Below are 25,836 nucleotides of genomic sequence, written 5' to 3'. Positions count from 1 at the left end.
ACCAGCTTCAACAGTTGCCTAAAACTAAGCTTTCGCCGCTGCATAATGCTGTTTCACTAAGGCAGTAACCTTGTGGCGTATATGGGTTGATATGGCTTTTTCCCATTTTATCTTGAAAGTTCCGTCTTCGCGGGTCGATACCGTGAAATAATCATTTAAATCGCCGTTAATTTCGCTGGCGTTGGTAGCGGCTATTTGCGCTATGCCTTTATCAAATTCTTGCATGGAGGTGTGGTTATTATTATATTTATCAGCAGGCTATTACCCCGCTGTTTTTAATTTAAATTGTTTAAGCGCCTTAACTACAACCGATACAATTTCATTTTGCCCGGCGTCCGACATCAGATATGCCTCATCGGCAGGGTTATTAATAAAGCCGGTCTCAATCATTACAGCAGGCATAGCGCTATGAGCCAGTACCAGTAAACCCTGCTCTTTAACACCTACCGTTTGCCGGCCCTCGCCTTTAAATTCCTGGTTCAGCAAGTCGCCGAACAAAATGCTATGCTTGCGGTATTTTTGCAGGTATGCATTTAGTAAAATACGGTTTACAGGATCGTTCTGGTCAAAGTTTTGATATTTAGTTTTATAGTCTTTCTCCTGGGTGATAGACGCGTTTTCGCGAATGGCCTCTATTTGCTCTTTAACCCTGTGGAAACCATACACCAGCATCATGGTGCCTTTTTGTTTATGGGTACTATAAGCTGTGCCCTCTGGCGATGAATTGCAGTGAATAGAGATAAAAAGATTACCATTTTTCTCATTAGCTATGCCCGCACGGCGGTCCAGCGGAATAAAAGTATCGTCGCTGCGGGTTAATACGGTAGTAACACCCGGTAATTGATCTTGGATAGCAGTACGCAGCTTTCTGGCAATTTGCAGGGCTATGGTTTTTTCGTTTGCATGCAGCCCATGTGTACCCGGGTCTTTACCCCCGTGCCCTGCATCAATAACTACTGTTTTAAATTTAAAAGCACCCTGAGCTACGCTATCCTGCGGATTAGTAAACGCGCTTAAAAAAATCACAAAGCTCACTAATACTGCATTAAAGGTATATGGGTAGGTACGATGGGGCATTTTCATTCAAACTTGTAGCAATGGGGCATTAATTATTATTATCGCATTTTGGGCAAAGGCCGGTAGCGCTAAAGCTTAAACGTTCTAATTTAAAACCTTTTGGCAATACAATGGGTGGCATATCCAGCTCATCAAGGCAGTATACATTTTTGCAATTAGTGCAATTAAAGTGTAAATGCTCGTCGTTATGGTTATGCTCGTCGCAATTGTCAGAGCAAATGGCGTAGTTAGCCGTTCCGTTAAGGTCAAATACTTTATGGATAATGCCTTTTTCTTCAAAAGCATTTAAAATTCGATATAAGGTAACACGGTCAACATCACCAATAACACTTTCCAGATCGGGCTGCGATGTAGCTGTCTTTTTATTCACCAGTAAATTAAGCACACGCAAGCGCGCCTCGGTGCGTTTAAGCTGATGCTTTTTTAGTAAATGCTCAAAGTGCTGGTTAATACTCATGATTTGATGTGCAAAAATAGCAAGAAATAGCGAGTTTATACTAAACTCTCGGTTTGACTAAAGGTGATAGGGTTGGTTTAGCGGGGTGCGTTTGGCCAGCAGGCTACAAATGCCTTTTGGGGTGATTATGTTTTAGATGGAAAAAATGATCATTGTTGTTGCAAACGCCAACATATTTAAAGTTTACAAAATGGGCAAAAGCTATAGTTAACCCTCCCAGCGGCACAATTACCATTTCTATCCAGCCGCCTAAATACAGGTGGCCTAATACAACCATAGCGAAGCCTATAAGCAACAGTAACATGGGCAATGCCCTGCGGTGTGTGCGAAAGTATGATAGAAAGATAGATGAAACGCCCAGCAACAACGCTATAATAATCATTGCTACCTCAAACAACGGATGGGCTAAAAACCCAACGCCTGCTAATGGTAAAAAGGTTAACAAAATTGGCACAAAGGCACAGTGCAACGCGCATATTGTTGATGCCGTCATCCCAATCCTGTCTAACCTTGAGCCCAGCTTTTTTGAAACCATTGTGCAAATATACATCAATGCAACATTATTGCATCTTATTTTCTCCAAAATTATACTTAGCTGACACATGTCGCAAAAAGAAAAGAAATGACAGCTATAACTATTTTATTGTTTCTTTGTATAAAGTTTCTGCAATATTGCTTGTATATTCATCCTAAATAAAACACTTTTGTTTTTTATGCTGTTACAACATATAGGAATATAACTTTTTTTAAAATATCCCGTATAAGCTCTACATATGACCGCCGATAGCAAACCAGTAAGTATTTTATTAGTTGATGATGATGAGATCAATAATTTCATATCTATTAAACTAATAAAAAAGGCTTTAGACGAAAGTAAGATCTCTGCCTGTTTAAATGGCAGGTTTGCTATTGAAGAGCTTGTGGAGTTACAAAAACACGATCCATCATTACTGCCCGACTTTATTTTATTGGATATTAACATGCCGATAATGAATGGTTGGGAATTTTTAGATGAATATACACGATTAAATATCGACCCGCTGGGTAAAAGCAAGATCTACATTATATCATCATCAGTATTTAGCAACGATATTAATAAAGCACGCTCATACCCATTGGTTAAAAACTTCATCTCGAAACCGTTGAGCGTTGAGAAAATAAAAGAGATGTTTGCAGCGAACTAACCCACCTGAAACATATCCTAAGCAAAAATAGCGACGGGCAAAAACCTGTCGCTATTTTTATTTAAAGATCTGCAACTACACTACCGGTGTTATTGTAAAATGATCGCCATTGTAAGCAATGGTACCCACCGGCGACGATTTGGCGTGGTAAAAAAGGCAGGTCCAGTTTTCGGCAGCAGCTTTTTTGCCATACACTTCGCGCAGGTCCATTGCTTTTTGCGGGTCGTAATCGTATTTGGCTTTAAAACGCCGGATCAATTGTTCCGGCTCAGGCAATTCATCGCCACCAAAAAAACATTTCTCGCCGGCATCCTCTACATGATAAACATGGTGATACTGGCAATGTCCGCCCGATAGCTCATAAGAGATGCCCGACCGGAACTGGCCCGAACCCTCAACAAATGTTAATTGTGCCGAGCGCTGCAGCACATCAAATATATCGGTATGGTATGATGAGGACCTGCCACTATAGGCAGTTTCCCATTCCCCACGTTGTATAACGTGTTCGGCAGCGGGGAAACTTGGCTCAAACTTGCCATTTCGCTCAACTACTAACCCGCCCGAGTGGTCATAATGCAGGTGCGACATCAGCACCAGTGTTACATCTTCGGGGTCGAAACCAGCATTGCGGATGTTTTGGTGCAGGTGTAAATCGCCTGCTGTATTTTTATATCCCAGCCCGGCATCAAATAAAATCAGGTCTGTTGACGTTTGTATCAGGAAAGGGTTAACATGGATAAAAAGCGAACCCGGCCGGTCGCGGAAGTTATCAACCTGTGGGTTAAACGGGATAAATTTCTTTGAGGCGTCTACAGAGTAAGAACCTTCGCCAAGGGGAAAAATTTTCATGTTTTATGATGTGCAGATGTACTGAATGCAGATGTAGAAATGTTATTAATATATAAACTTTTACTTAAACGCTTACTAATGACAAACAGTTTTATTGGCTTATATAATGCAAATACCGGCGATACAAAATATGCGCGTCTGCATATTTGCACATCCGCACATCCGCGGCTATCTTTACTGTTTTTAACAAAGCAAAGATATGAATAAACGGTGGACGATAAGGGAGGTTCCGGCAGAGGATGCTATCACGGCACTTGCTGGCGAACTTAATATTGATACCGTTTTAAGTACCTTGCTGTTACACAGGGGCATCACTAATTACGACGAGGCCAAATATTTCTTCCGTCCTGACGAGCGGCACCTGCATGACCCCTTCCTGATGAAGGATATGGAGAAAGCCATTGAGCGTATTGAAACTGCTATAGCTAACGGCGAAAAGATCATGATCTATGGCGATTATGACGTTGACGGCACTACTGCCGTAGCTGTAGTTTACAGCTTTTTTAAAAACCATCATGGTAATATTGAATATTATATACCTGACAGATACAGAGAAGGCTATGGCGTATCCACCCAAGGGATCGACTACGCTGCCGAGAATGGCTTCTCGCTAATTATTGCGTTGGACTGTGGAATAAAGTCAGTAGATAAAGTTGCCTACGCCAACACCCTTGGGGTAGACTTCATCATCTGCGATCACCATACACCAGGCGAGGAATTGCCTGCCGCTGTGGCCGTATTAGATCCCAAACGTGCAGATTGTTCTTATCCTTTCAAAGAATTATCGGGCTGCGGTATTGGCTTTAAACTGGCCCAGGCTTACGCCGAAAAAAATGGTTTGCCTTTTGAAGAAGTAGCCAAATATTTTGACCTGGCTGCCGTAAGCATCGCATGCGATATTGTGCCGATAGTTGGCGAAAACCGTGTGCTGGCTTTTTATGGTTTACAAAAAATCAACACTGATCCGTGCATCGGCTTAAAAACACTGATGGGCGTGGCAGGTAAAAGTGCCACTTATACCATATCTGATATAGTCTTTTTGCTTGGGCCGCGTATTAACGCTGCCGGGCGCATTGATGATGCCAAACATGCTGTTGAGTTACTGATATCATGCAACGAAGACGAAGCAAAAGACAAAGGCGAACTCATTAACCTACACAACATTGAGCGCAAAGAACATGATCTGAGCATTACAGACCAGGCGCTGGGGATGATCAATGACAGCCAGATTTTGATAGACCGAAAATCTACCGTGGTTTTTAATGAGAAATGGCACAAGGGCGTAATAGGCATTGTTGCTTCGCGATTAACAGAGAAATATTATAGGCCTACAGTAGTGCTAACCCAGTCTAATGGGCATGTGGCCGGGTCCGCCCGTTCTGTTTTGGGATACGATTTGTACGAGGCGCTTTGCGGCTGCAGCGATCTGCTGATACAGTTTGGCGGCCACAAGTATGCCGCGGGCCTTACCATGCATCCCGAAAATGTGGAAGCGTTTATGGCCAAGTTTGAGGAAGTTGTAAGCGCCAGCATTACAGCGGAACAATTAACACAACAAATACAAATAGATGCCGAATTACGTTTAACACAAATTGAGGCTAAATTTTTCAGAATATTGAACCAGTTTGGGCCCTTCGGCCCTGAGAATATGTCGCCGGTTTTCATCAGCAAAAATGTGTATGTTAGCAGCAACCCTATGCTGGTGGGGCAAAATCACCTTAAAATGTCGGTAATGCACGAAGGCTCGGCGCTATTTGATTGCATTGCGTTTAACCATGGGGAATACCTGGATAAAATAAAAAAAGACGTACCTTTTGATATTTGTTACAGCATTGAAGAAAACGTTTGGCGCGAAAGGCGAACCATACAGTTAAACGTTAGGGGGATAAGGGTTTAAGCCCTCCAACCCTCTCCGGTAGGGAGGGCTTTTATAGATTTTTGTAATTCTCCCCTACCGGGGGAGATTTAGAGGGGGCTAAATGAATTTAAGAGCAGAAAATTTAATCAAAAAATACAGGCAGCGAACCGTTGTTAGCGATGTGTCGTTCAACGTATCGCAGGGCGAGATAGTTGGGTTACTGGGGCCAAATGGTGCCGGCAAAACAACGTCGTTTTACATGATTGTGGGGTTGATAAAACCCAACGAAGGCCATATTTTTTTAGATGATCAGGAAATAACTACCGACCCCATGTACCGCCGTGCTCAAAAAGGCATTGGTTATCTGGCGCAAGAGGCGTCGGTGTTTCGCAAGCTAACGGTTGAAGATAATATCAAGGCCGTGCTTGAAATGGGTAAGATGGGCAAAGTTGAGCAGGAAGAAAAACTGGAGACCTTGATTGACGAGTTTAGCCTGCACCGCGTACGCCGCAACCGGGGCGACTTACTCTCGGGGGGCGAGCGCCGACGTACCGAAATAGCCCGCGCACTGGCCGCTGAGCCCAACTTTATTCTATTAGATGAACCTTTTGCGGGCGTTGACCCAATAGCGGTAGAAGAGATCCAAAGCATGGTGGCCAAATTGCGTCACCGCAACATTGGCATATTAATAACCGACCACAACGTACAGGAAACGCTCTCTATTACAGACCGTGCTTACTTGCTGTTTGAGGGTAAAATATTAGAGTCGGGCGTACCTGAAGTATTGGCCGAGAACGAATTAGTGCGCAAGGTATACCTGGGTGCCAATTTTGTGTTAAAAAGGAAAACCTTTGCGCCATAATAGCCTTATTAGCGTATGACAATTTTTAACTCCGTTTTTACCTGGTTCATGAAAAAGCGTATCCACCAGATAGAGCTTTTTATGAAGTACCCTAACGAGGTGCAGGAAGAATGGTTTGAACAATTGATATCGCGCGCAGAGAATACCGAGTGGGGTAAAAAGCATGGCTATAAAAGCATTACCAACCTCAATGAGTATAAAGAACGCGTCCCTATACAAACTTATGATACGCTAAAGCCCTACATTGAGCGCATGCTTAAAGGCGAGCAAAATGTGCTTTGGCCCTCTGAAATCCGCTGGTTTGCAAAATCATCGGGCACCACCAGCGACCGTAGCAAGTTTATACCCGTTAGCGAAGAATCATTAGAGGAGTGCCACTTTAAAGGCGGCAAAGACCTGTTGACCATCTACTTCAACAATCGCCCTAATGCTAAAATGTTTACCGGCAAGATCCTTACCCTGGGCGGCAGTCACCAGATCAGTCATCTAAGTCCGGATACATCTTTTGGCGATCTGTCTGCAGTGATCATGAAGAACCTGCCACTTTGGGCCGAGTTTCACCGCACGCCGCACCTGGACATCGCCCTGCTTGAAAACTTTGAGGAAAAGATTGAAAAAATGGCGCAGGCCACCAAGGATGTAAACGTTACCAGCCTGAGCGGTGTACCTACGTGGAACCTGGTGCTCTGCAAACGCATACTTGAAATAACCGGCAAGGATAACCTGCTGGAAGTTTGGCCCAACCTGGAAATGTATTTTCACGGGGCGGTTAATTTTACACCTTATCGCGAGCAGTTTAAAAAACTTATTCCGAGCGATGATATGTATTACCTGGAAAACTATAACGCCTCTGAAGGTTTCTTTGGCATACAAGACCAGCGCGAGGGTGGCGAAATGTTGCTGATGTTGGACTATGGTATTTTCTATGAGTTTTTACCGCTTGAACGTCTCCACGACGAAAACCCCGAGACGCTTGCGCTGGATGATGTTGAGCTGGATAAAAACTATGCGCTTATTATTAGTACCAACGCCGGCTTATGGCGATACATGATTGGCGACACGATTAAATTCACTTCCCTTGCGCCATACCGCATACAAATCACCGGACGCACCAAACATTTTATCAACGCCTTTGGCGAGGAAGTGATTATAGATAATGCCGAGCGCGCTTTAGAGGAGGCCTGCAACCAAACCGGCGCCATTATACGCGAGTATACCGCCGCCCCGGTTTATTTTACCGGCGATGAGTGCGGCGCGCACGAATGGCTAATTGAGTTTGAGAAAAACCCTAACGAGTTTGAGCGCTTTGTAGACATACTGGACCAAACCCTGCGCCGCATTAACAGTGACTACGACGCCAAACGCTTTAAAGACATGGCCCTGCGCCGCCCTATAGTACGCCGGGTACCCCAAGGTACTTTCTTTAACTGGATGAAAGAAAAAGGCAAATTAGGCGGGCAAAACAAAGTACCACGGCTGGCTAATAACAGGGAGTATGTGGATGCAATTTTGAAGGTGGTGGAGTTGGTTTAACGTATTACTAACAGCAGATGAATTTAAACAAGGCTTTATTACTATTGGCGTTGGCGGCTTCACTCGCGGCCATCACGTGATGGAAGGGACAACTGATTATGGACATAATTACCTCTATGTTCCCTGGTTGACATACTACGGTTTAACGGAAATGCCATAAAAGCCTCTGTCGATCGAAGTAGACCTGTCGGTCTGATAATTATGTTTTGTGAGCAATACATTTGCTATATTAGAGCCACCAAACTTTAACCTTTGAAACATTACTATCTTATCGTCCTGTTATTGCTATGCGGCTGCCATAAGGGTAAAGGACAAAACGCCAACAGCATTTTTGTTAAAACCTTTACGCCACAGCAGCTACGGCAGGATATTGATTATGTACACGATTCGCTTGCAAAAAAGCAGCCCAATCTATATTGGTATATCAGCAGGGCCAAGCTTGATTATAAGTTTGATAGTCTTAAAAACGCCATCGATACCCCTTTAACTGCACCCCAATTCAGAATTAAGCTATTGCACGTTTTGTCAAGTATTGGCGATGGGCATCTATCTTTACTATTGAATGAGCCGAAGATCCCGCCAGCTGATATGCTTTTTTTTAATGGTGACAAAGCGTATCCCATACAACAGCTGGCATATAAGATCATCAATGGCAAACTGTACGTTTTAAAAAACAGGTCGGGGGATAATACCATATTGGCCGGTGCGGAAATTCTTTCGATCGATAATAAGCCAGCCTCTGAGCTTATTAAAAACTTTTCGGACGAGTGGCCGTCAGACGGCTATAATCAAACTTATAAAATTGCGCGATTAAACTTAAATGATTTTCCCTCCCGCTATTATTTTACGTATGGGTTAAAAGAGCAACTAACCTTTACTATAAAGCAACATGGCAGCATAAAAACCTGCAAATTATCCGTTATTAACAGGCCTAAGCCAAAATCCGACGCTAATGGTGTCATCACAAGTTCCTACTATATACTTAGCAGCCAGCGCACTGCCTATATTAAGGTAGCAGGGTTTGTTACTGCATCTGACCCATTTGTTGATCTTTTTAGAACGATTAAAGAACAGGGTGTTAAATACGTAGTAATTGATCTGCGAAATAACATGGGCGGCGACCTTGTACAAATGGGTAAGCTTTTTGGGCATCTTATAAACAAGCCCACTTATTTTTACAAAACAAAAATAGGCGATTTAAACAACGCTCAAAAAACAACAGCAAAATTATTAGACTACGGCGATAAAACACCAATATTACCCGACAGCAATCATTTTGACGGAAAGGTCTATGTTATGATAAATGGCGTTTCCTTTTCGGCAGCGGCTTTACTCGCTGCCAATTTACAAGTCAACCTAGCCGTTTTAGTAGGCGAAGAAACAGGGGGAGGCCGCAATGGCTGTACTGCCGGGATAACCCATGAGTCTGCTTTGCCTAACAGTGGCCTGCTTTTTAGATTTGGCCTTATTCAGTTGAAAATTTCACCGGAGGCAAAACAAAATGGGCGCGGCGTAATGCCTGACGTACCTATTGTTTACACTATTGATGATTATTTAAACCTGAGGGATTTGGAGGATGCATGGATATATAATGACATTAAAGCAAAGGGTATATTGAAGTAATAATTACTCAATTACGCCCCAACCACCGCCTTCAAATATGCTATCGCTCCCGGCGAATGCAATGCATCCGTCGACTCCATCGTGATTTGTGCAATGGCTGAAGCCCGGCTACGCATATCGACCTCATAAGCTGCAATAGCGGTTTGCAAATCAGCATATTTATCGCTCAACAAAGTCACACTCAACTCCAGCGCGTCCAGCATGGCCATGTTAACCCCTTCACCTGCGAAGGGCGGCATTAGGTGAGCAGCATCGCCAAGCATAGTTAGGTTGAATTGTGCTTCCCAGGTTTGATCAAATGGCATACAGTATAATGGCCTTGGGATAAAAGTGCCGGTGCCGTTTTCAAACAACTCCTGCCAAACATCGTCCCAGCCTGCATATTCTGTTTTAAACCAATCAAGCACTTGTTGGCTATCGGTAAAATCTATGCCCGATTGCTGTACCCATTTTTCATCGGTTTTAAAGCTGGGATAAAACACCAGGCTACCATCGCCTTTTGAACTTACAATCAAGCTTTTACTATCGCCAAAGGCGAAAATTTTACCGCCGTTTAGCAATTTATGTACCTGCGGACTGTTAATCGCCGAATTGTAAACCGCACCTTCTATGGCGGTAACACCCGAGTAAAAAGCCTTTATATCCGTTAGATAGGGCCGAATCTTTGAGTTGGCGCCATCGGCCGCAATTACAATATCCGCAAAAACTTCGGTGCCGTTTTTAAAATCAAGTTTCCAAACCTGGTTGCTTTGGGTCATGCTTAAAAAATGACTGTCCCAAACCACAGTACCGGGTTGCAATGATTCAAGCAACAGCGTTTGTAGCGGGCCGCGGTCTATCTCCGGACGAGATGAATCACCTTCGCCTGCTACGTTTTCTTCCATGATAGAGTTGGCGTCTTTATCCATCAGGTGCAGACGGTCGGCACCGGGGCGGTAGCTAAGCCAAAACGCATCCATTAAACCGGCAGCCTCCAACGCTTTTAATCCCGACTCTTCATGCAGATCAAGGGTGGCACCTTGCGGCCTTGCGCTAGCATCATAGTCGCGTTCGTAGACGTTAACATCTGCACCAGCCGTCTGTAATAAACGGGCAAGCGCTAGGCCGCCGGGGCCGCCACCAATTATGGCAATTCTTTTGTCGTCTAGGTTTTTCATCCCACTGTTTTTATTAGAGGAGACGATTGGGCCGCGATAACATTTTAAACAAATAGAAATTTAGGTGCTGAGTGTATTCGTTATTACTACACTATGGGTTTTTATGTAGACATTTTGAACAGTAAATAGCTGTAAAAAGCCCAGTTTTAGCTACCGCTTAGCACTGGTATCATTTTTGATTTCATGTTGCCAAAACATACAAGAAACACAACCACTATATGCAAACATCATCTACTACTCAAAATATTACCTTGACTACAACTTTTAATGGCAACCAAATCAATTTAAGCATTGTTGCCGATGCTGATAAATACAGCGTTTTGCAAAATGATAAACCTATTGGCCACATTAAACCGGGCAATGACAGACACACCTGGATTGTAGTTGACAGCATTTACGTTGCGCCGCAATTGGTAAACGAAATAGCAAACCGTATTGCAGCTGCTAACTAACTGTAAGAAATTTTAAAGGATATATAGTCAAAAGGCTTTAGCTGATATTTCGGCTAAAGTCTTTTGTTTTTTTGCAAGGCTACTCGTTAGCTAAGGGCAATATTTAACACCGCCAACTCGCTAAATTAAGGCACAATCGGTGGCGTATATTGATAAACTACTTTATAAGGTACGTTTTGCAGCTTTGCAGATATCTCGCCAATTTTTAAATCATCGGCCTGTGGGGTTGGCTCGCAAAATGAATAGGCTTTACCCTGGTATATTAACGGACTGCCCACGGGCTTATCAAACTGTACCGCAGCGGTAATGTGGGTTGGATATAAAACCGCTATCATAGGCCTGTTATATATCTGTTTAACCAGGTAAAAAAACAAGGCAACACGGTCGTCGCAATCGCTATATTTAGCAAAGAGGGTTTCTTCTGGCGACAGGCGCTTTTCTTTACCGAAGTTATCTTCGTCGCTCTCATACAGAAACGCGTACCGGGTAAAGCGCATCAGGTAGTCAATCCCTTTTTTCTGGTCCATCGCTTTAACAATACTCTTCAACATGGGTATAAGCGAGCTGTAGGTTTGCTTACTTACCGGGATATTAAAGTAACTCTCAAAATCAACCACCGGATAGTTTTTAAATATCGACTCGACATTGGGGTTTAGCTTGATGTTGAAATAGTAAGCTTTATGCTCGTACGTAAACTGTAGCTTTTTATCAAAATATTGCTCGGGTTTAAAATCGGGCATCTTATCAATTTTAAAAGAGAATGGATTTTTTGCTTCTTCAATATCAACCTTAACCGGCATGGGCGGATCTTGATTTAGATCGGTGTTTGGATAGTCATGAAAATTAATGCAGACATACTTTTTACCGTCTATATTAAAAAAGGGGATATCCTCTACCTCTTCTGTATTGCGCACGTAAAATATTACTTTATTACTGGTTAACGCCAGGCGGGCGTCATAACCGGTTTTAGCCAGCAGGAACCATTTATAAAGGGTATACCGGCTGTAGTTGTGTTCTTTAGGGCTAACTTGCTGCGCAACTTTACGTACAAGCTGATAGTAAAGCCAATCGTTTAACTGATGGTTTTTGCGGTAAGTAATCAGCGAATCTGTTAATGGCTGATAGTTGCCTTTTATTAATGTGGCGTAAAACGACCGGATAACCCGTGGAGTAAGTTCCTGATCAATATCGACGGAAAGCGAGCTGTCAAAATTTGCATTAAAAGTACCTTCGTAAAAATCAAAGCTGATATTATGCTTCGTTTCCTGTCCGCGCGCCTTTGGCAAAACAGCAAATAGCAGGAAGAGAAGTACATAAGCACACCGCAGCATAATCCGTTACAATTGGTATATTAAAGTTATGTAACGTCAATGATAATTCAATATTAAGTTTATGTTAACACTAGCTTGCCTCGGCTTGTCTTCTCAAAATCGCTATATTGCGTCTATTCCATACAATGGATCATGAGCGAAAAACCATTTACCAGACCTATACGTGTTCTAGTTGCCAAGGTAGGGCTTGACGGCCACGACCGTGGAGCCCGCATAATAGCAACTACCCTGCGCGATGCCGGGATGGAGGTAATTTACACCGGCTTGCGCCAAACTGCCGAAATGGTGGTTAATACCGCTTTGCAAGAGGATGTTGACGCTATAGGCATCTCTATACTTTCCGGCGCACACATGACTGTTTTCCCTAAGGTGATTCAATTAGTGAAGGACAAAAAAATGGATGACGTTTTAATAACCGGTGGCGGAATTATCCCTGAAGATGACAGGATTGCGTTGAAAAGTTTGGGCGTGGGCGAACTGTTTCCTCCCGGTACCAGTACACATGATATTGTAAAATATATTACCGACTGGGTGCATACGCATCGTAATTTCTAACTTTGAAGCATGGTTTACCAAAATATCAGGACAGAAGACAGGGGACGCATCAGGTATATTATTATCAGTCGCGAAAGCAAACTAAACGCCTTAAACAAAGACACACTTTTTGAACTGCACATTGCCCTGGGCGACGCTTTGCATAATGACCACATTGGCGGGCTAATTATTACCGGCGCAGGTGCAAAAGCCTTTGTAGCAGGTGGGGACATTGCCGAATTTAAAGGAATGGACGCAGAAGCCGGCCGTAATTTGGCTCATGAAAATCATAAAAACATATTTAACCTGATAGAAGGGTTTAGTAAACCTGTGGTGGCTGCCATCAACGGTTTTGCCTTAGGTGGCGGGCTTGAACTGGCCATGGCCTGTCACATACGTATCGCAGCAGACAACGCAAAAATGGGCCTGCCCGAAGTTACGCTTGGTTTAATACCCGGCTACGGCGGCACGCAGCGCTTAACCAACCTGATAGGTAAAGGCAAGGCGCTCGAATTAATTATGACGGCCGATATGATAACCGCTGCCGAGGCGTACCAACTTGGCCTGGTAAACCATGTAGTTAGTCAGGACCACCTGATGGGTAAGGCTGAAGAGATCTTACAGAAAATTATCACCAAAGCACCACTCGCTATAGCTGCCGCAATTACCGCGGTAAATGCGGCCGGCACTGCCGATGGTTTTGAAACAGAGATTGAGGAGTTTGCCAAATGCTTTAATACCAACGATTATAAAGAGGGTGTAGCTGCATTTTTAGAAAAACGCAAACCTGTGTTTAAAGGCAAATAACGTGATTTATTACAAAATACTGACCAATATACCTTAATGGTCAAAAAATAAATCATTGCTAATCAATCGATTGAATAATGATGACATTTCCATGAAAAATTGTTAAGGGATTGTGATGTTACTTTGCTGCGTTGACAATACGACACACAACAATTTAATATTTACAAACCATGAAAAACACAATTAAAATCACAACACTTGTTGTAGCCTTAGCCGCTTTTACCTTAGGCGCTAAAGCACAAACCAACCCTACATCTACAAAAACATCAAATGGTATCCGTTACAGCATCGGCGTTGACGCGGGTGTCCCAACCGGAAAGTTAGCCGACAACGCCAAATGGAACCTCGGCGGTTCTGTACAGGCAGATATCCCTGTAGCAAACCAGGTATTTGTAACCCTTAACGCAGGTTATAACAACATTTTTGCTAAAGACATAACCGTTGGTACGACTGTAATTAAAGGCACAGATGTACAAATTTTACCGGTTAAAGCAGGTATCAAATACTTCCCGGTTGATAATTTTTACATCCAGGGTCAAGCTGGTGCAGCATTTCTTTTAAACAAGAAAGACATCGGCGCCAACAACGCTGTAGTGTTTGCCTACGCTCCACAAATAGGTTACCAGTTTCCGGTGTGTGGTACCAACTTTATTGATGCCGGTGTGCGGTATGAAGGCACTACTAAGCTTAACAGCGCTATCAGCGACAGCAAGCTAAGCTTTGTTGCCCTGCGCGTTGCATACGGCTTCTAAAAAAACAAAAAACAGATCCTACAACTACCATTGTAATTAGAGCGCTCTTTTTAAAAGAGCGCTTTTTTTGTGCTTGCATAATACCGTAATTTATCATTTAACATTTTTTTACATCTGTTTATAACAGGTTATTGAAAACTGATGTTAGTTTTGCACAATTAATGTATACCACTAGTTTGGTATATTATACGTTGCTAAGGCGCAGCGCGTTTAACACATTTATTCTCTGGAACGATAGCATATATGAAAAGTACCTTAAAGACGCTTGTTTACACCCTTCTGTTTATATCCATCAGCTCGGCCGCTAAAGCCCAGCTAACTGTGCCTGATAGCTTAAGAATAGGTTTAGGTGGCGGATTATTTTCGACAACGGGCAGCAATTTTGGCACCGATGTCAATGTCCCTACAAACGCCGAGGCGGGCGCTGCTTATAGCTATGGGGCAGGTGTGGCTCTAAAGGTTGACATACCCGTACTCTCTCATGTCTTGGTTACTGCCAGTGTGGGCTACAATACCTTTTTCAAATCGGCTAACGGCAACAAAAGCCAACAAGCTATTACCAATGCTACGCTACCAAACTTTAACACCATCCCATTAAAAGTTGGTGTTAAATTATTTGTCGGCGGCGACCGCTTTTACGCTCAGGGCGAGGTTGGCGAAACCCTTTTGGCTAACAAAAAGGCCTTATATGCCATGTATAGTAACGCATTTACCTGGTCGCCGGGTATAGGCATGATTTTTCCGCTACAAAAGCACCACAGGTACATCGATGCAGGTATCCGCTTTGAAAGCACGCAAACGTTTTACAACAATAACAACAACAATAACTTTTGGGCCCTGCACCTGGCCTACGCCTTTAACTTAAAGTAGGCTTTAGGCTCCGTAATATCAGTATTGCTCAAAAAAGAAACTCCTATGCACTTATTTAGTGCATAATTTATGATTGAAATTAGCATCTTTGTGTATCTTAACACGTTAGAAACCGCGCGCTAATTATATTGCTGATATGAAAAAAATCCTCATCATAGACGATGAAGTGAATGTTGCAGTATTACTGTCAAAATTTTTGACTCGTAATGGCTTTGATGTTACTTCAGCATCAAGCGGTAATAGCGGTCTGGAATATCTTAAAGACCAGGAGTTTGACCTTGTACTGTGCGACTATCGTTTAGAGGATACCGACGGACGCGAAATGCTGCGCAAAATAAAAACGCAGTACCCCAACACCGGTGTTATTATCATAACCGGTTACTCTGACATCAAAATGGCTGTCGAGTTGATCAAGATGGGTGCGTATGATTACATAAGCAAACCCCTATACCCCGACGAGATTTTAAATACCATTACCAAAGCCATAGAAACCCGCCAGGCTTTACTGGATAGCGCCGACGAACCGGTGGCTGTAAGCGGCAAGCCTGCCAAAAAGCAGGCTCCACAGACAGATGGGGTGGTGATTGGCACCAGCCGCACATCAAAAGAGCTGGCTCGACAAATAGAGCTTGTAGCACCAACAAATTACAGCGTAATTATTTTGGGCGAAAGCGGTTCAGGTAAAGAAGAAGCCGCCAAAAGTATACACCTGCAAAGCCCCCGCAGAAACCAGCCTTTTGTAGCTATGGACTGCGGATCGTTAACCAAAGAGCTAGCCGCCAGTGAGTTTTTCGGCCACGAAAAAGGGTCATTTACCGGTGCGTTTGCTACTAAAATAGGCCACTTCGAAATGGCTAACGGTGGCACTTTGTTTCTTGATGAAGTAGGTAACTTATCCTACGAAATACAAGCCGCCCTGCTGCGCACTGTACAGGAGCGCAAAGTAAAACGTATAGGCAGCACCAAAGAAATTGATCTTGATGTGCGCATTATTGTGGCAACCAACGAAAATTTGGGCGACGCTATAGGCAAAGGCAAATTTCGCGAAGATCTGTACCATCGTTTTAACGAGTTTAGCATATACATGCCCCCACTGCGCGAGCGTGGTAACGATATCATTTTATTAGCAGAGTACTTTTTGGGTGCCGCTAACCTGGAGCTTGGTCGTAACGTCACACACTTTTCGGCAGAGGTGATAGAATGTTTTTTAAAGTACCGCTGGCCGGGAAACGTGCGCGAGCTGAAAAACATTGTGCGTCGCGCGGCATTGATTAACGAAGGTAGCGAGATCAGCATGAAAGCCTTGCCGCTGGAGATCTCAAACTATAAAATGCCAGGGTTTGATTACGGTCATCAGCAAAGTAGCTTTAACCAGGCACCGCAGCAGTCCGAAGTAAAAGAACCACGTCACGATTTAAAAAACGCGGCGCTTGAAGCGGAATACGAAACGATTTTAAAAGTTTTGCGCGAAGTGAATTTCAATAAAACCCGCGCCGCCGAGATTTTAAACATCGACCGTAAAACACTTTATAATAAAATGAAGGCCATCAACCTGAAATAATCATTTGATATATGGACTACAAACCGGGTGGTGAGGAAGCTCTGAGCAAATTGCGGCATGATATCAGAAACCAGTTATCAAATATTCATCTGGCTTTAGAAACCTTAAAATACGAGATAGCCGAGCCTACAGAAGACATTACTTACTGCTTAAATACCATACAAGGCAGCGCCCATAAAATAAATGAGCTTATAAGAGAGCCCGAATAAAACTATCCACGGTTTCTTTGTTTATTGTGTAATTACACATACCCATGTCTATTTTCAATTATAAGCAGCGTAACAACATTATACTGGTAAGTATTATTGTGCTGGGCTGCTTTATACTTTATGCCCTAAGCAGTTTGTTTAGCTCAATTTTAGGGGCTATCGTGCTCTTCACCATCTTTAGGCCCTGGTATTTGTACATGACCGACAAAAAAGGGTGGAACAAGCCATTGTCTGCACTTACCATCATCATTTTATCGCTCACCGTAATTGTATTGCCCTTTATATCCATTTGTTTTATGGTAATAGGCAAAATATCAGAAATTAATACCGGCGATTTAAGGCTGCAAGAATGGATAGACAAGATTGATAAGTTTACCGGCGATAAATTTAATCAACCCGAATTTGCCGAAACCACTTTGCAAAAACTGGGAACTTATGCCACTGATCTTTTCCCATCATTAATTGGCAGCGCGGCAAATATAATCTTGGTATTGATTGTCATGTACTTTCTGCTGTATTTTATGTTCGTCCAAAACCGCGAATTTGAAGCCGGGCTTATGCGCTATGCCCCTTTCAGAGAACAATATGCCATTAAATTTGCAGAGGCTTTGCGCAATTCAACTTACTCTAACGTACTGGGCCAAGGCGTTATAGCGGTAGTGCAGGGCGCCCTGTTGGCCAACGGCTTTTGGCTGTTTGGGATACCCGATCCTGTTTTCTGGGGTGTGATAGGCGCCTTTATATCGTTTTTACCGGTAGTGGGCGCGCCTACCCTTTGCATACCCGCCAGTCTGCTTTTATTTGCAAATAACGAAACCCTTAAGGGTGTTTTATTGTTAGCTTATGGACTACTGTTTATTGGCAATGTTGATAATGTGCTGCGCATGATTATTAACAAGCGAATAGCCAACACGCATCCCCTTATATCAGTTGTGGGGGTGTTTATAGGCTTACCGTTATTTGGCATTACAGGATTGGTATTCGGTCCATTATTATTATCTTACTTTTTATTGCTGATAGAAATATATGAAACAAACAGGATGGCCGCCGACCAACTGGACAGGATACAGGCCAACCCGGAGAGTTAACTTGTCCTCAATGTAATTAACAGCAGTGAATTATTATTTAATTATAGCTAAACAAAGTCAAAATTTTATGGTTAAATATATTTGGCAAGGTATTTAATCGTTAATTAAATTAAATGTTCAACTCAAAAACCTGTTTATATGAATAGTAACACAAAAGTAGTTTTAGCCCTACTTGCAGGGCTTGCAGCAGGCGCAGCCCTAGGTATTTTATTTGCACCTGAAAAAGGCGACGAAACACGCGATAAATTAACAGAATCATTAAAAAATCTTGGCGACTCGATAAAGGAGACCGCCGCTGCCGAAATTGACAACCTTGTTGGGTTTAAAGACAAAGTAGTAGAGAATATCAAATCAAAAATTAAAGGTGCTGAAGAAGAATACCAGGATGACCTGGAGCACGCATAAATGTCAAGTCTGTAGTCTTAAAGCCGGATAGTACTCACTCCGGCTTTAAGACTATCAACGCATTACTAACCAGTTACCATGGAACAAGAAGTCCCGAAAGAAGAACAGCCGCAACCATCGCTTATTGACCAGATTAAGGAGTATATAGAAATACGGATTAAGCTGGCCAAATACAAAGCGGTTGACAGCAGCTCAACCGTTATTGCCAGCATAATAGCCGATTTGGTGGTTATTATAAGCATGTTGCTTGCCTTTTTATTTGCAAGTTTTACTTTGGCGCTTTTTCTGGGCCATGTACTACATTCAAACTGGCAGGGATTTGGCTGTGTAGCTTTACTATACCTGATCATTGCATTACTGCTCAAATTTAACAAGTTGGCCTTTGAAAGACCAATAGCCAACGCCATTGTGAAAACGATTTTCAAACCAAAGGAAAAAGAAAATGAATGATCTGCCTATATTAAGTCATACAGACCTAAAGAACGAGATTTACCGATTACAGGGTTTAGAACGCGAGAAAGGAATGGAGCTTAACAAACGCTTTAGCAGCCCGGGCGCAATATTTTCGTCCGTATTTTCAATGTTTGGAGGTGGCGACAAAAAAGATGATAAAGACGGCGGTATTTTTAACCAGGATTTCTTGGGTTTGATATCGCGCCTGGTTTTACCACTTGCATTAAACAACACCTTGTTTAAAAAGTCGGGCTTCATTGTAAAAACTATAGTTGGCTTATTGTCTCAAAAAGCATCGCATTACATTTCTGAAGACGCAGTTGAAGGTGTTTGGGATAAAGCAAAAGGCCTGTTTGGCAAGGTTACCCACATTTTCGACAAAAAAGCGCCTAAGGCAAAGCCCGACGTTGCTTCGTACAAAAAGATTAATAAGGATGAGCAACCCGTGGTGATGTCACCAAGCTAAGCAACACGGGATAAAACTTATACCAGTGCCAACTGTAATTCAAGTATGAAAACGAGAATTTGGTTGGCATTTTTTATGCTCGGTGCTTTTTTTAAATCTCAGGCACAGGATAGCATATCTATCACCTTAAGCAACCTCAAATAACCCTATGCAGTAAAATATCGCCAGGTCAAAACAGAAGGGCAAACGCTCAATATGGCTTACATGGATATAAGCCCGGCAAAACATAATGGTAAAACCGTGATGCTGTTTCATGGTAAGAACTTCGGAGGTTATTACTGGGGAAACGTTATTAAAGCATTAACTGCCAAATGCTACAGAGTTATAGTACCTGATCAGATCGGGTTCGGAAAATCAGATAAAGCGCTGATTCATTACAGCTTTCATTTGCTGGCGCGATTTAACAAGGAACTGCTGGATGCTTTAGCCATTAATAAAGTGACCTTGCTCGGTCACTCCATGGGTGGTATGCTGGCGACCCGATTCGCCCTTATGTATCCGGACAGGGTAAATAAGCTATTGCTGGAAGATCCAATCGGTTTGGAAGATTACCGAACCTTTGTTCCGTACATCGGTATAGATCAACAATATCAAACCGAACTAAAGACCACATATGAAAGCGTAAAAAAATACTACACCGATTCGTACTTTGTTAAATGGAAGCCTGAATATGACTACCTTGTACGTATAGGCGCGGGGCCAAGTAAAAGCGCAAACTTTGCACGTTATGCCAAAGTGTCCGCCCTTACCTTTACAATGATTTACGAGCAGCCCGTGTATTATGAATTCGGCTTGCTCAAAGTTCCCACTGTGTTATTTGTGGGCAATCAGGACAGGACGATAATTGGTAAAGCATCCTTATCCCCTACAGAAAAAGCCAACCACGGTCAATATCAACTATTCGGTCCGGCTACGGCTAAGCGTATCCCAAAAGGAAAGCTGGTAGCCTTTGCTAATTGCGGGCATATCCCGCATATTGAGATACCGGATGAATTTTTAGCGGCGTTGATGAAGAATTTGTAAGGACAAAGCGCGATTGCGGTCGCCCGGAGAGCTTAAAGTGCGTACTATTTCACCACCTTCGCTATTGCCTTACCCCAAAACTCGCCGAGAGCGACAGCACCTTGCACATTGGGATGCAGGTAAAATATCCCCTGCTGGCCCTGCTCATGCTGAAAATCGGTTTCGGCGTTTTTCTTGAAATACTCCCAAGCGTCCTTATCACCGACAAAAACTTGTTTACGATTAGTTTTGCTGTAACTATTTACTAGTTCATCAATAACCGGAATATAGGTTTGCAGGCGGGTTAAGCCTTCTTGCAGGTAAGCTGTGCCGTTATAAGTATTAGGGCTGTACTATATTGGATGCTGCAATATTACCACGCTGCCAGGGAAATCTTTCAATAACTGATCAATAATTGATTTCAGATTAGCACGATAATCTGCTACGGCAACCGGTGCGCCATGAGTGCCTTTTATAGCGCTGTCATTAGTGCCTATTTTTATTGCAAAAATCATTTGTGCCCGCTGGTTAACAAAAGCCCTCGCCGCGTCTTCAGCAGCGCTTAAAGCGCGTGTGCCAGGCAGCCAATCCAGCGTTGTATAACCGCTATGGCCTTGGTTTGAAAAATCCACCCCGCCTATTTTCTTCTGCATTTTTAAATAGCTGGCGCAAATAACCGGCGGTGCCTGGGTAGTGCGGTCCGGCAAGCCTGCTCCATAAGTTATGCTATTGCCGATGAATACAATATTCAGGTCGCGCTTTTGCGCAAAAACGATGGCGCTGATAAATATCAGGGCGACTATCAGCAAATAGGATGTTTTATTTAGTTTCATAAAGGCACGCGTTAATTGGTACACAATAATAAGCATAAAAAAAGCCCTGATAATATCAGGGCTTTTAAAAATTTACGGTAGAGACGCAAAACTTCGCGTCTTTTTAAGCATGTTATTTTGTAATGTACATTACTTCTTTAACCGCTTTAACAACTTTATCTGCATTTGGCAGGTACTCTTGTATCAGCGTTGGTGCGTACGGCAAAGGTACGTCGCCGCCCATTATGCGCAGTATTGGTGCATCTAGATAATCAAACGCGTCTTTCTGTACTTTGAATGCGATCTCGGTAGCAATAGAGCCTAAAGGCCAGCTTTCTTCAACTAATACCAGACGGTTGGTTTTTTTAACCGAGTTGATCACCGTTTCGTAATCTATAGGGCGTACAGTGCGAAGGTCAATAACCTCGGCGCTGATACCTTCTTTTTCAAGTTCAATGGCAGCAGCATTAACCACTTTCATGATCTTGCCAAAACCTACCAACGTAACGTCCGTACCTTGTTTAGTTACGGCTGCTTTACCTATCTCAATATAATAAGTTTCTTCCGGAACAGGGCCTTTATCGCCATACATCAGTTCAGACTCCATAAAAATACAAGGATCAGGATCAATGATACATGATTTTAATAAACCTTTAGCATCAGCGGGGTTTGATGGTACAACCACCTTTAAACCCGGGCAGTTTGCATACCAGTTTTCAAAGCACTGGCTGTGCTGTGAGCTTAGCATACCCGCATTACCGGTAGGGCCACGAAAAACAATTGGTACCGAGAACTGGCCACCACTCATTGACATGATTTTGGCAGCGCCATTAATCACCTGGTCAATAGCAACCAGCGAGAAGTTAAACGTCATAAACTCAATGATTGGTTTTAAACCATTCATGGCCGAGCCAATGCCAATACCGGCAAAACCCAATTCAGATATCGGCGTGTCAATAACACGTTTAGCGCCAAACTCATCTAACATACCCTGGCTAACTTTGTAGGCACCGTTATATTCGGCAACCTCTTCACCCATCAGGTATATGCTATCATCATTGCGCATTTCTTCTTGCATTGCTTCGCGAAGCGCTTCTCTGAACTGTATTTCTCTCATCTTGCTAATTAAATGATGTTTTTCTGGAACGCAAATATAAGCGTAAATGTGTTAAATGCAATTGATATGCCTTAAGGGTTAAGGTTTTTACAAAGCGAAATTTAAATTTCTGTACTTTAGATCGACAATTAAGCCTTTACCATGAAATTTCCATCCGTTAAAAGCCTTGCAGAAGGCGCCTGGCAAACCGCTAAACGCTTCCCTATTGAACTGCTCTTTGCCTTAACGGGCACCGTAGCCGGCTGCGTTAATGTGGAGTTGGATAGCATACACCCCGTAGCCGAAAGCTGGTGCATTCGCGTTATTATGATAAGCAATTTGGGCTTTTTGCTTTCACTTTCGGCCACGCTGTATACAGAGAGTCGAGATCTAGGTAAAAGCAAAAGTTTACTATTAAAAGCGGGTGTCGTTTTAGTGGCGCTTTTGTTACTGTTACTATTAAACCCTAGCAGTAACCAGTCCGACTGGATACGCTTCTTACTGCTCGCCCTGGCCTTTCATTTATTGGTGTCTTTTACGGCATATATTGTCAAAGAACAAACCCAGGGCTTTTGGCAGTTTAACAAGACCCTCTTTCTTAGGTTTTTAACGGGCGCATTATATAGCGCGGTGCTTTTTGGTGGCTTAGCCGCAGCATTGGGCGCGGTAAATCTGCTGTTTAACGTAAAATTTGAGTTTGACACCTTTGCAATTTTATGGATCTGGATAGTAGGCATGTTTAGCACTACTTTCTTTTTAACTGGCGTACCGGGAAACTTTGCCGCCCTCAATAAAGACAATAGTTACCCCAACGGGCTAAAGGTGTTTACCCAATATGTGCTTATACCGTTGGCAACCATATACCTTGCTATCCTATTAGCCTACGAAGCCAAAATTTTAATACAATGGAACCTGCCAAAAGGCTTTGTATCCTATCTGATATTGGGCTACGCGGTATTTGGGATATTATCGTTATTACTGGTTTACCCTATACGCGAGCAAGAGGAAAACAAATGGCTCAAAAGTTTTGCCCGCAACTTTTATTTGCTGCTGTTGCCGTTGTTGATATTGCTATTTGTAGCAGTAGGCACCCGCGTGTTTGAATATGGTATAACAGAACAGCGCTATTTTTTAATAGCTCTGGCTTTATGGTTGCTATTTATTTCGATTTACTTCCTGTTGTTTAAAACGCAGAATATAAAGGTGATACCAATTTCGTTGTGCCTGGTTACGCTGATAACGATATATGGCCCACAGGGGGCGTTTTCAGTGTCTGAAAGTTCGCAAAGGCGGGCATTAGTCAATATTTTTAAGCGACACGACGCTTTTAAGGATGGCAAGCTAATTTCCGCAAGTAAAATTGACTCTGCGGATGAAAACGACGCTGTTGAAAAATTGCGCTATCTTGTAAATCAGCATGATCTGATCTCTTTACAGCCATACATAATTAAAGATCTCAAAGCAGTTACTGATTCTATCGCGAAGCAAAAAGGAAGGTATAATACAAACTTCAGTTTAAACAGATACGAACAGAGGCAAGAAAAATTAGCTTGGGCCATTAATTATCTAGGCTTAAAAAACAACCGGTACCGATATGACAAACCCACTGGGGGCGCTACCAAAGACAGCTATGCTTTTAAAACCGATAATATTATCAGCGTTAAAAGCAGCGATTATATGGTTGATATCAATGCTGCCGATACAGGCTTAGTTAAATTTGATGGGGTAAGTTTTAAACGTAAAGTATCTGAGTATAAGATACTATCGTTAGGTATAAATGGCGAAGCATTTATTTTTGATGACACCACACTTGCTATAGAGCTTGCAAAGAGAAAAGATCTGGATAATTACAGGGCTGACTACAACGACCGTACCTACTTAGTACCGGCAGACATGCTGACATTAACTAAGGAAAGTAAAAACTACAAAGTCATTGTTCATCTCGAAAACTTCTCCTTCGGAACAGTCGGAAAAGGGATCAAACCGCTCTACGTTTCGGGCGTTTATCTGATCAAAAAACTTAAATAAATATGAACAGCCATGCAAACGTACTGTAGGGATATGTTAAAAAGAGTTAATACCTAATCAGCCGAATGTAAATCAATTATATTTGACTGATACAAACTTTATTATGATTAAACTATTAGTCAAACTCTCCGCGTTTTTTGTTTGCCTGCTTACTTGTTTTTCGGCGAAGGCTCAACAGGAAATTTTACAGAAAGCTATCAACAAGGTAGGGTCTGCCAAAAACATTAGTTATAATGTTGCAGAGGACGGCACGAACTTTTTTGGGGACGAAATTCATACCAAAAGCCACGTAAACATATACGGATATAAAGGCAATATTTTCAGTGCCTACAATGTAGATACCTATCAGGGTCAAAACAAGTTTAAGTATTTGTTTGACGGGCAAAAAGAGTTGGAGCTTTATTTTAAGGATAGCGTTTACAGGCTTAAAGATCCCCAGAAAAAATTATTTGTATCGCCTTTACATGAACTATCAGCACGGGTTAAAGAAGCGTTGATTCAAAGCAAATTCGTCGTGATAAAAATGGCTGACAGTTCAATTAACAAGGCGCTCTGTTATCATATCCTCGTCCACCATGAAGACACCGTAAAAAAGCTGTACGATAGATTTCATTTATTTATCGACATGAAAAGTGACCTGATTACGGCTTTAAGAACAGAGGTTAGAGGCGAACTTTCAAAAGAGGGTATGGTGCTTGGAACCCTTTCTGAAAAAATAGATTATGTTTTTTCAGACTTCCGGATTTCGACGGAGCATAAGAGAAACCCTGTAACCATAGAAATTCCGCAAGGATTTAAACCAGACGTGAGGATCCCTATGCTCGCAAAGGGCACCGTTGCCCCGCAATGGACGTTAACATCGGCCGATGGGCGCAAACTTTCGCTTGCCGCTTTGAAAAACAAGGTTGTTTTAATGGAATTTACATTTAATGGATGCCCCGCCTGTATGCTGGCTTTGCCGGTTCTTGAAAAAATGCACAAAAAATACGATGGTACAGACGTGGTAATTGTCTCGGTAAATTATGTAGACACTAAAGAAGCGGTAGATAAATTTATAAAAACAAACAAGGTAAAAAGCCCTATCTACATCAATGGCCGCCCCTTAGCAAAAGTGTACCAGGTAAGTGCAGGTCCATCATTTTATCTGATCAATAAAAAAGGGGAGATAGATTGGACCTCCGAAGGTTTCTTTGAAGATTTTGAAAGTAGGGTTACTGCTAGTATTGAGGCGCTTAGATAATATTTCTATATAAAATAAAAAGGTGGGCCAATTAGCCAGTCATGGTCGGAAGATTAATCTTCCGACTTTTTTGTTTTGAAGGATTTGGTTTTATTTGATATAGATATCTGAATATCAAATATTTATCTTG

28 protein-coding genes are annotated in these 25,836 nt (G+C 42.6%); 19 read left to right on the top strand and 9 right to left on the bottom strand.

The window, feature by feature from the left end; translation table 11 throughout:
- Window positions 1-24: 24 nt before the first annotated feature.
- The 4 genes from ACFSYC_RS14250 to ACFSYC_RS14235 form a co-directional block, all read right to left on the bottom strand.
- Window positions 25-225, bottom strand: a complete 201-nt coding sequence (locus ACFSYC_RS14250; RefSeq protein ID WP_377128967.1) for a hypothetical protein — start codon at window positions 223-225, stop codon at window positions 25-27.
- Window positions 226-261: 36 nt separating this feature from the next.
- Window positions 262-1,083 (bottom strand): N-acetylmuramoyl-L-alanine amidase family protein, encoded by an 822-nt coding sequence (locus tag ACFSYC_RS14245; protein ID WP_377128964.1) that lies wholly within the window; start codon window positions 1,081-1,083, stop codon window positions 262-264.
- A gap of 22 nt (window positions 1,084-1,105) precedes the next feature.
- Complete coding sequence (locus tag ACFSYC_RS14240; protein ID WP_377128961.1) at window positions 1,106-1,534, bottom strand: Fur family transcriptional regulator; 429 nt, start codon at window positions 1,532-1,534, stop codon at window positions 1,106-1,108.
- Window positions 1,535-1,637: 103 nt separating this feature from the next.
- Entirely contained in the window at window positions 1,638-2,069 is a 432-nt protein-coding gene (locus ACFSYC_RS14235; RefSeq protein WP_377128958.1) for a MerC domain-containing protein, read from the bottom strand.
- Window positions 2,070-2,307: 238 nt separating this feature from the next.
- Between ACFSYC_RS14235 and ACFSYC_RS14230 the strand changes: the two genes are divergently transcribed.
- Window positions 2,308-2,718, top strand: coding sequence for a response regulator (locus ACFSYC_RS14230; protein WP_377128955.1), 411 nt, complete (start codon window positions 2,308-2,310; stop codon window positions 2,716-2,718).
- Window positions 2,719-2,793: 75 nt separating this feature from the next.
- Here ACFSYC_RS14230 and ACFSYC_RS14225 read toward each other — a convergent pair whose 3' ends face one another.
- A complete protein-coding gene (locus ACFSYC_RS14225; protein WP_377128952.1) occupies window positions 2,794-3,567 on the bottom strand; it encodes an MBL fold metallo-hydrolase in 774 nt (257 codons plus the stop codon).
- A gap of 199 nt (window positions 3,568-3,766) precedes the next feature.
- Here ACFSYC_RS14225 and recJ point away from each other — a divergent pair, with 199 nt between their 5' ends.
- The 4 genes from recJ to ACFSYC_RS14205 all read left to right on the top strand — a co-directional run bounded on the left by recJ (window position 3,767) and on the right by ACFSYC_RS14205 (window position 9,443).
- Window positions 3,767-5,464: a single-stranded-DNA-specific exonuclease RecJ gene (gene recJ, locus ACFSYC_RS14220; protein WP_377128949.1), complete on the top strand. Its 1,698-nt coding sequence runs from the start codon at window positions 3,767-3,769 to the stop codon at window positions 5,462-5,464.
- 82 nt (window positions 5,465-5,546) lie between these two features.
- Window positions 5,547-6,287, top strand: a complete 741-nt coding sequence (lptB, locus tag ACFSYC_RS14215) for an LPS export ABC transporter ATP-binding protein (RefSeq protein ID WP_377128945.1) — start codon at window positions 5,547-5,549, stop codon at window positions 6,285-6,287.
- A gap of 15 nt (window positions 6,288-6,302) precedes the next feature.
- Entirely contained in the window at window positions 6,303-7,820 is a 1,518-nt protein-coding gene (locus tag ACFSYC_RS14210; RefSeq protein WP_377128942.1) for a GH3 auxin-responsive promoter family protein, read from the top strand.
- A gap of 252 nt (window positions 7,821-8,072) precedes the next feature.
- Window positions 8,073-9,443: a S41 family peptidase gene (locus ACFSYC_RS14205; RefSeq protein ID WP_377128939.1), complete on the top strand. Its 1,371-nt coding sequence runs from the start codon at window positions 8,073-8,075 to the stop codon at window positions 9,441-9,443.
- 11 nt (window positions 9,444-9,454) lie between these two features.
- On the opposite strand, the gene ACFSYC_RS14200 is transcribed toward ACFSYC_RS14205, so the two are convergent.
- Window positions 9,455-10,600 carry an FAD-dependent oxidoreductase gene (locus ACFSYC_RS14200; protein ID WP_377128936.1) on the bottom strand — a complete coding sequence of 382 codons (1,146 nt, stop codon included), beginning with the start codon at window positions 10,598-10,600 and terminating at the stop codon, window positions 9,455-9,457.
- Between the two features lie 218 nt (window positions 10,601-10,818).
- Here ACFSYC_RS14200 and ACFSYC_RS14195 point away from each other — a divergent pair, with 218 nt between their 5' ends.
- Window positions 10,819-11,052 (top strand): hypothetical protein, encoded by a 234-nt coding sequence (locus ACFSYC_RS14195; protein ID WP_377128933.1) that lies wholly within the window; start codon window positions 10,819-10,821, stop codon window positions 11,050-11,052.
- Between the two features lie 125 nt (window positions 11,053-11,177).
- On the opposite strand, the gene ACFSYC_RS14190 is transcribed toward ACFSYC_RS14195, so the two are convergent.
- Complete coding sequence (locus tag ACFSYC_RS14190) at window positions 11,178-12,383, bottom strand: hypothetical protein (protein WP_377128930.1); 1,206 nt, start codon at window positions 12,381-12,383, stop codon at window positions 11,178-11,180.
- A gap of 132 nt (window positions 12,384-12,515) precedes the next feature.
- Between ACFSYC_RS14190 and ACFSYC_RS14185 the strand changes: the two genes are divergently transcribed.
- From ACFSYC_RS14185 to ACFSYC_RS14135, 11 genes are all read left to right on the top strand, one after another.
- Window positions 12,516-12,938, top strand: coding sequence for a cobalamin B12-binding domain-containing protein (locus ACFSYC_RS14185; RefSeq protein WP_377128927.1), 423 nt, complete (start codon window positions 12,516-12,518; stop codon window positions 12,936-12,938).
- 9 nt (window positions 12,939-12,947) lie between these two features.
- Window positions 12,948-13,724 (top strand): enoyl-CoA hydratase/isomerase family protein, encoded by a 777-nt coding sequence (locus ACFSYC_RS14180; protein WP_377128924.1) that lies wholly within the window; start codon window positions 12,948-12,950, stop codon window positions 13,722-13,724.
- A gap of 170 nt (window positions 13,725-13,894) precedes the next feature.
- Window positions 13,895-14,476, top strand: coding sequence for a hypothetical protein (locus ACFSYC_RS14175; protein ID WP_377128921.1), 582 nt, complete (start codon window positions 13,895-13,897; stop codon window positions 14,474-14,476).
- A gap of 243 nt (window positions 14,477-14,719) precedes the next feature.
- Entirely contained in the window at window positions 14,720-15,346 is a 627-nt protein-coding gene (locus ACFSYC_RS14170; protein ID WP_377128918.1) for a hypothetical protein, read from the top strand.
- Between the two features lie 136 nt (window positions 15,347-15,482).
- Complete coding sequence (locus ACFSYC_RS14165) at window positions 15,483-16,907, top strand: sigma-54-dependent transcriptional regulator (RefSeq protein WP_377128916.1); 1,425 nt, start codon at window positions 15,483-15,485, stop codon at window positions 16,905-16,907.
- Window positions 16,908-16,918: 11 nt separating this feature from the next.
- Window positions 16,919-17,116: a histidine kinase dimerization/phospho-acceptor domain-containing protein gene (locus ACFSYC_RS14160; RefSeq protein WP_377128913.1), complete on the top strand. Its 198-nt coding sequence runs from the start codon at window positions 16,919-16,921 to the stop codon at window positions 17,114-17,116.
- A 44-nt stretch (window positions 17,117-17,160) separates the two neighbouring features.
- Window positions 17,161-18,204: an AI-2E family transporter gene (locus ACFSYC_RS14155; protein ID WP_377128910.1), complete on the top strand. Its 1,044-nt coding sequence runs from the start codon at window positions 17,161-17,163 to the stop codon at window positions 18,202-18,204.
- A 138-nt stretch (window positions 18,205-18,342) separates the two neighbouring features.
- On the top strand, window positions 18,343-18,609 hold the full coding sequence (locus ACFSYC_RS14150) for a YtxH domain-containing protein (RefSeq protein WP_377128907.1): 267 nt from the start codon (window positions 18,343-18,345) through the stop codon (window positions 18,607-18,609).
- 78 nt (window positions 18,610-18,687) lie between these two features.
- The gene (locus ACFSYC_RS14145) at window positions 18,688-19,059 is read left to right on the top strand and encodes a phage holin family protein (protein ID WP_377128905.1); all 372 of its coding nucleotides are present in this window, start codon (window positions 18,688-18,690) and stop codon (window positions 19,057-19,059) included.
- Complete coding sequence (locus tag ACFSYC_RS14140) at window positions 19,052-19,528, top strand: hypothetical protein (protein WP_377128902.1); 477 nt, start codon at window positions 19,052-19,054, stop codon at window positions 19,526-19,528. Before ACFSYC_RS14145 ends, ACFSYC_RS14140 begins: the two co-directional genes overlap by 8 nt.
- 195 nt (window positions 19,529-19,723) lie before the next feature.
- The gene (locus tag ACFSYC_RS14135) at window positions 19,724-20,551 is read left to right on the top strand and encodes an alpha/beta fold hydrolase (protein ID WP_377128899.1); all 828 of its coding nucleotides are present in this window, start codon (window positions 19,724-19,726) and stop codon (window positions 20,549-20,551) included.
- Window positions 20,552-20,883: 332 nt separating this feature from the next.
- Here the strand turns inward: ACFSYC_RS14135 and ACFSYC_RS14130 are convergent, their stop codons facing one another.
- Together ACFSYC_RS14130 and ACFSYC_RS14125 are read right to left on the bottom strand one after the other, a co-directional pair.
- The gene (locus ACFSYC_RS14130; protein ID WP_377128897.1) at window positions 20,884-21,363 is read right to left on the bottom strand and encodes an SGNH/GDSL hydrolase family protein; all 480 of its coding nucleotides are present in this window, start codon (window positions 21,361-21,363) and stop codon (window positions 20,884-20,886) included.
- A gap of 112 nt (window positions 21,364-21,475) precedes the next feature.
- Window positions 21,476-22,459, bottom strand: coding sequence for a pyruvate dehydrogenase complex E1 component subunit beta (locus ACFSYC_RS14125; RefSeq protein WP_377128894.1), 984 nt, complete (start codon window positions 22,457-22,459; stop codon window positions 21,476-21,478).
- 141 nt (window positions 22,460-22,600) lie between these two features.
- Here ACFSYC_RS14125 and ACFSYC_RS14120 point away from each other — a divergent pair, with 141 nt between their 5' ends.
- The gene (locus ACFSYC_RS14120; protein ID WP_377128891.1) at window positions 22,601-24,466 is read left to right on the top strand and encodes a DUF4153 domain-containing protein; all 1,866 of its coding nucleotides are present in this window, start codon (window positions 22,601-22,603) and stop codon (window positions 24,464-24,466) included.
- 103 nt (window positions 24,467-24,569) lie between these two features.
- A complete protein-coding gene (locus ACFSYC_RS14115; RefSeq protein WP_377128888.1) occupies window positions 24,570-25,706 on the top strand; it encodes a TlpA family protein disulfide reductase in 1,137 nt (378 codons plus the stop codon).
- The last annotated feature ends 130 nt before the right edge of the window (window positions 25,707-25,836 follow it).

The sequence above is a fragment of the Mucilaginibacter antarcticus genome (genome assembly GCF_042686155.1).
Classification (GTDB): Bacteria; Bacteroidota; Bacteroidia; order Sphingobacteriales; family Sphingobacteriaceae; genus Mucilaginibacter; species Mucilaginibacter antarcticus.
Note: the sequence above shows the minus strand (reverse complement) of the source record. Positions and strands in the feature narration are given on the sequence as shown.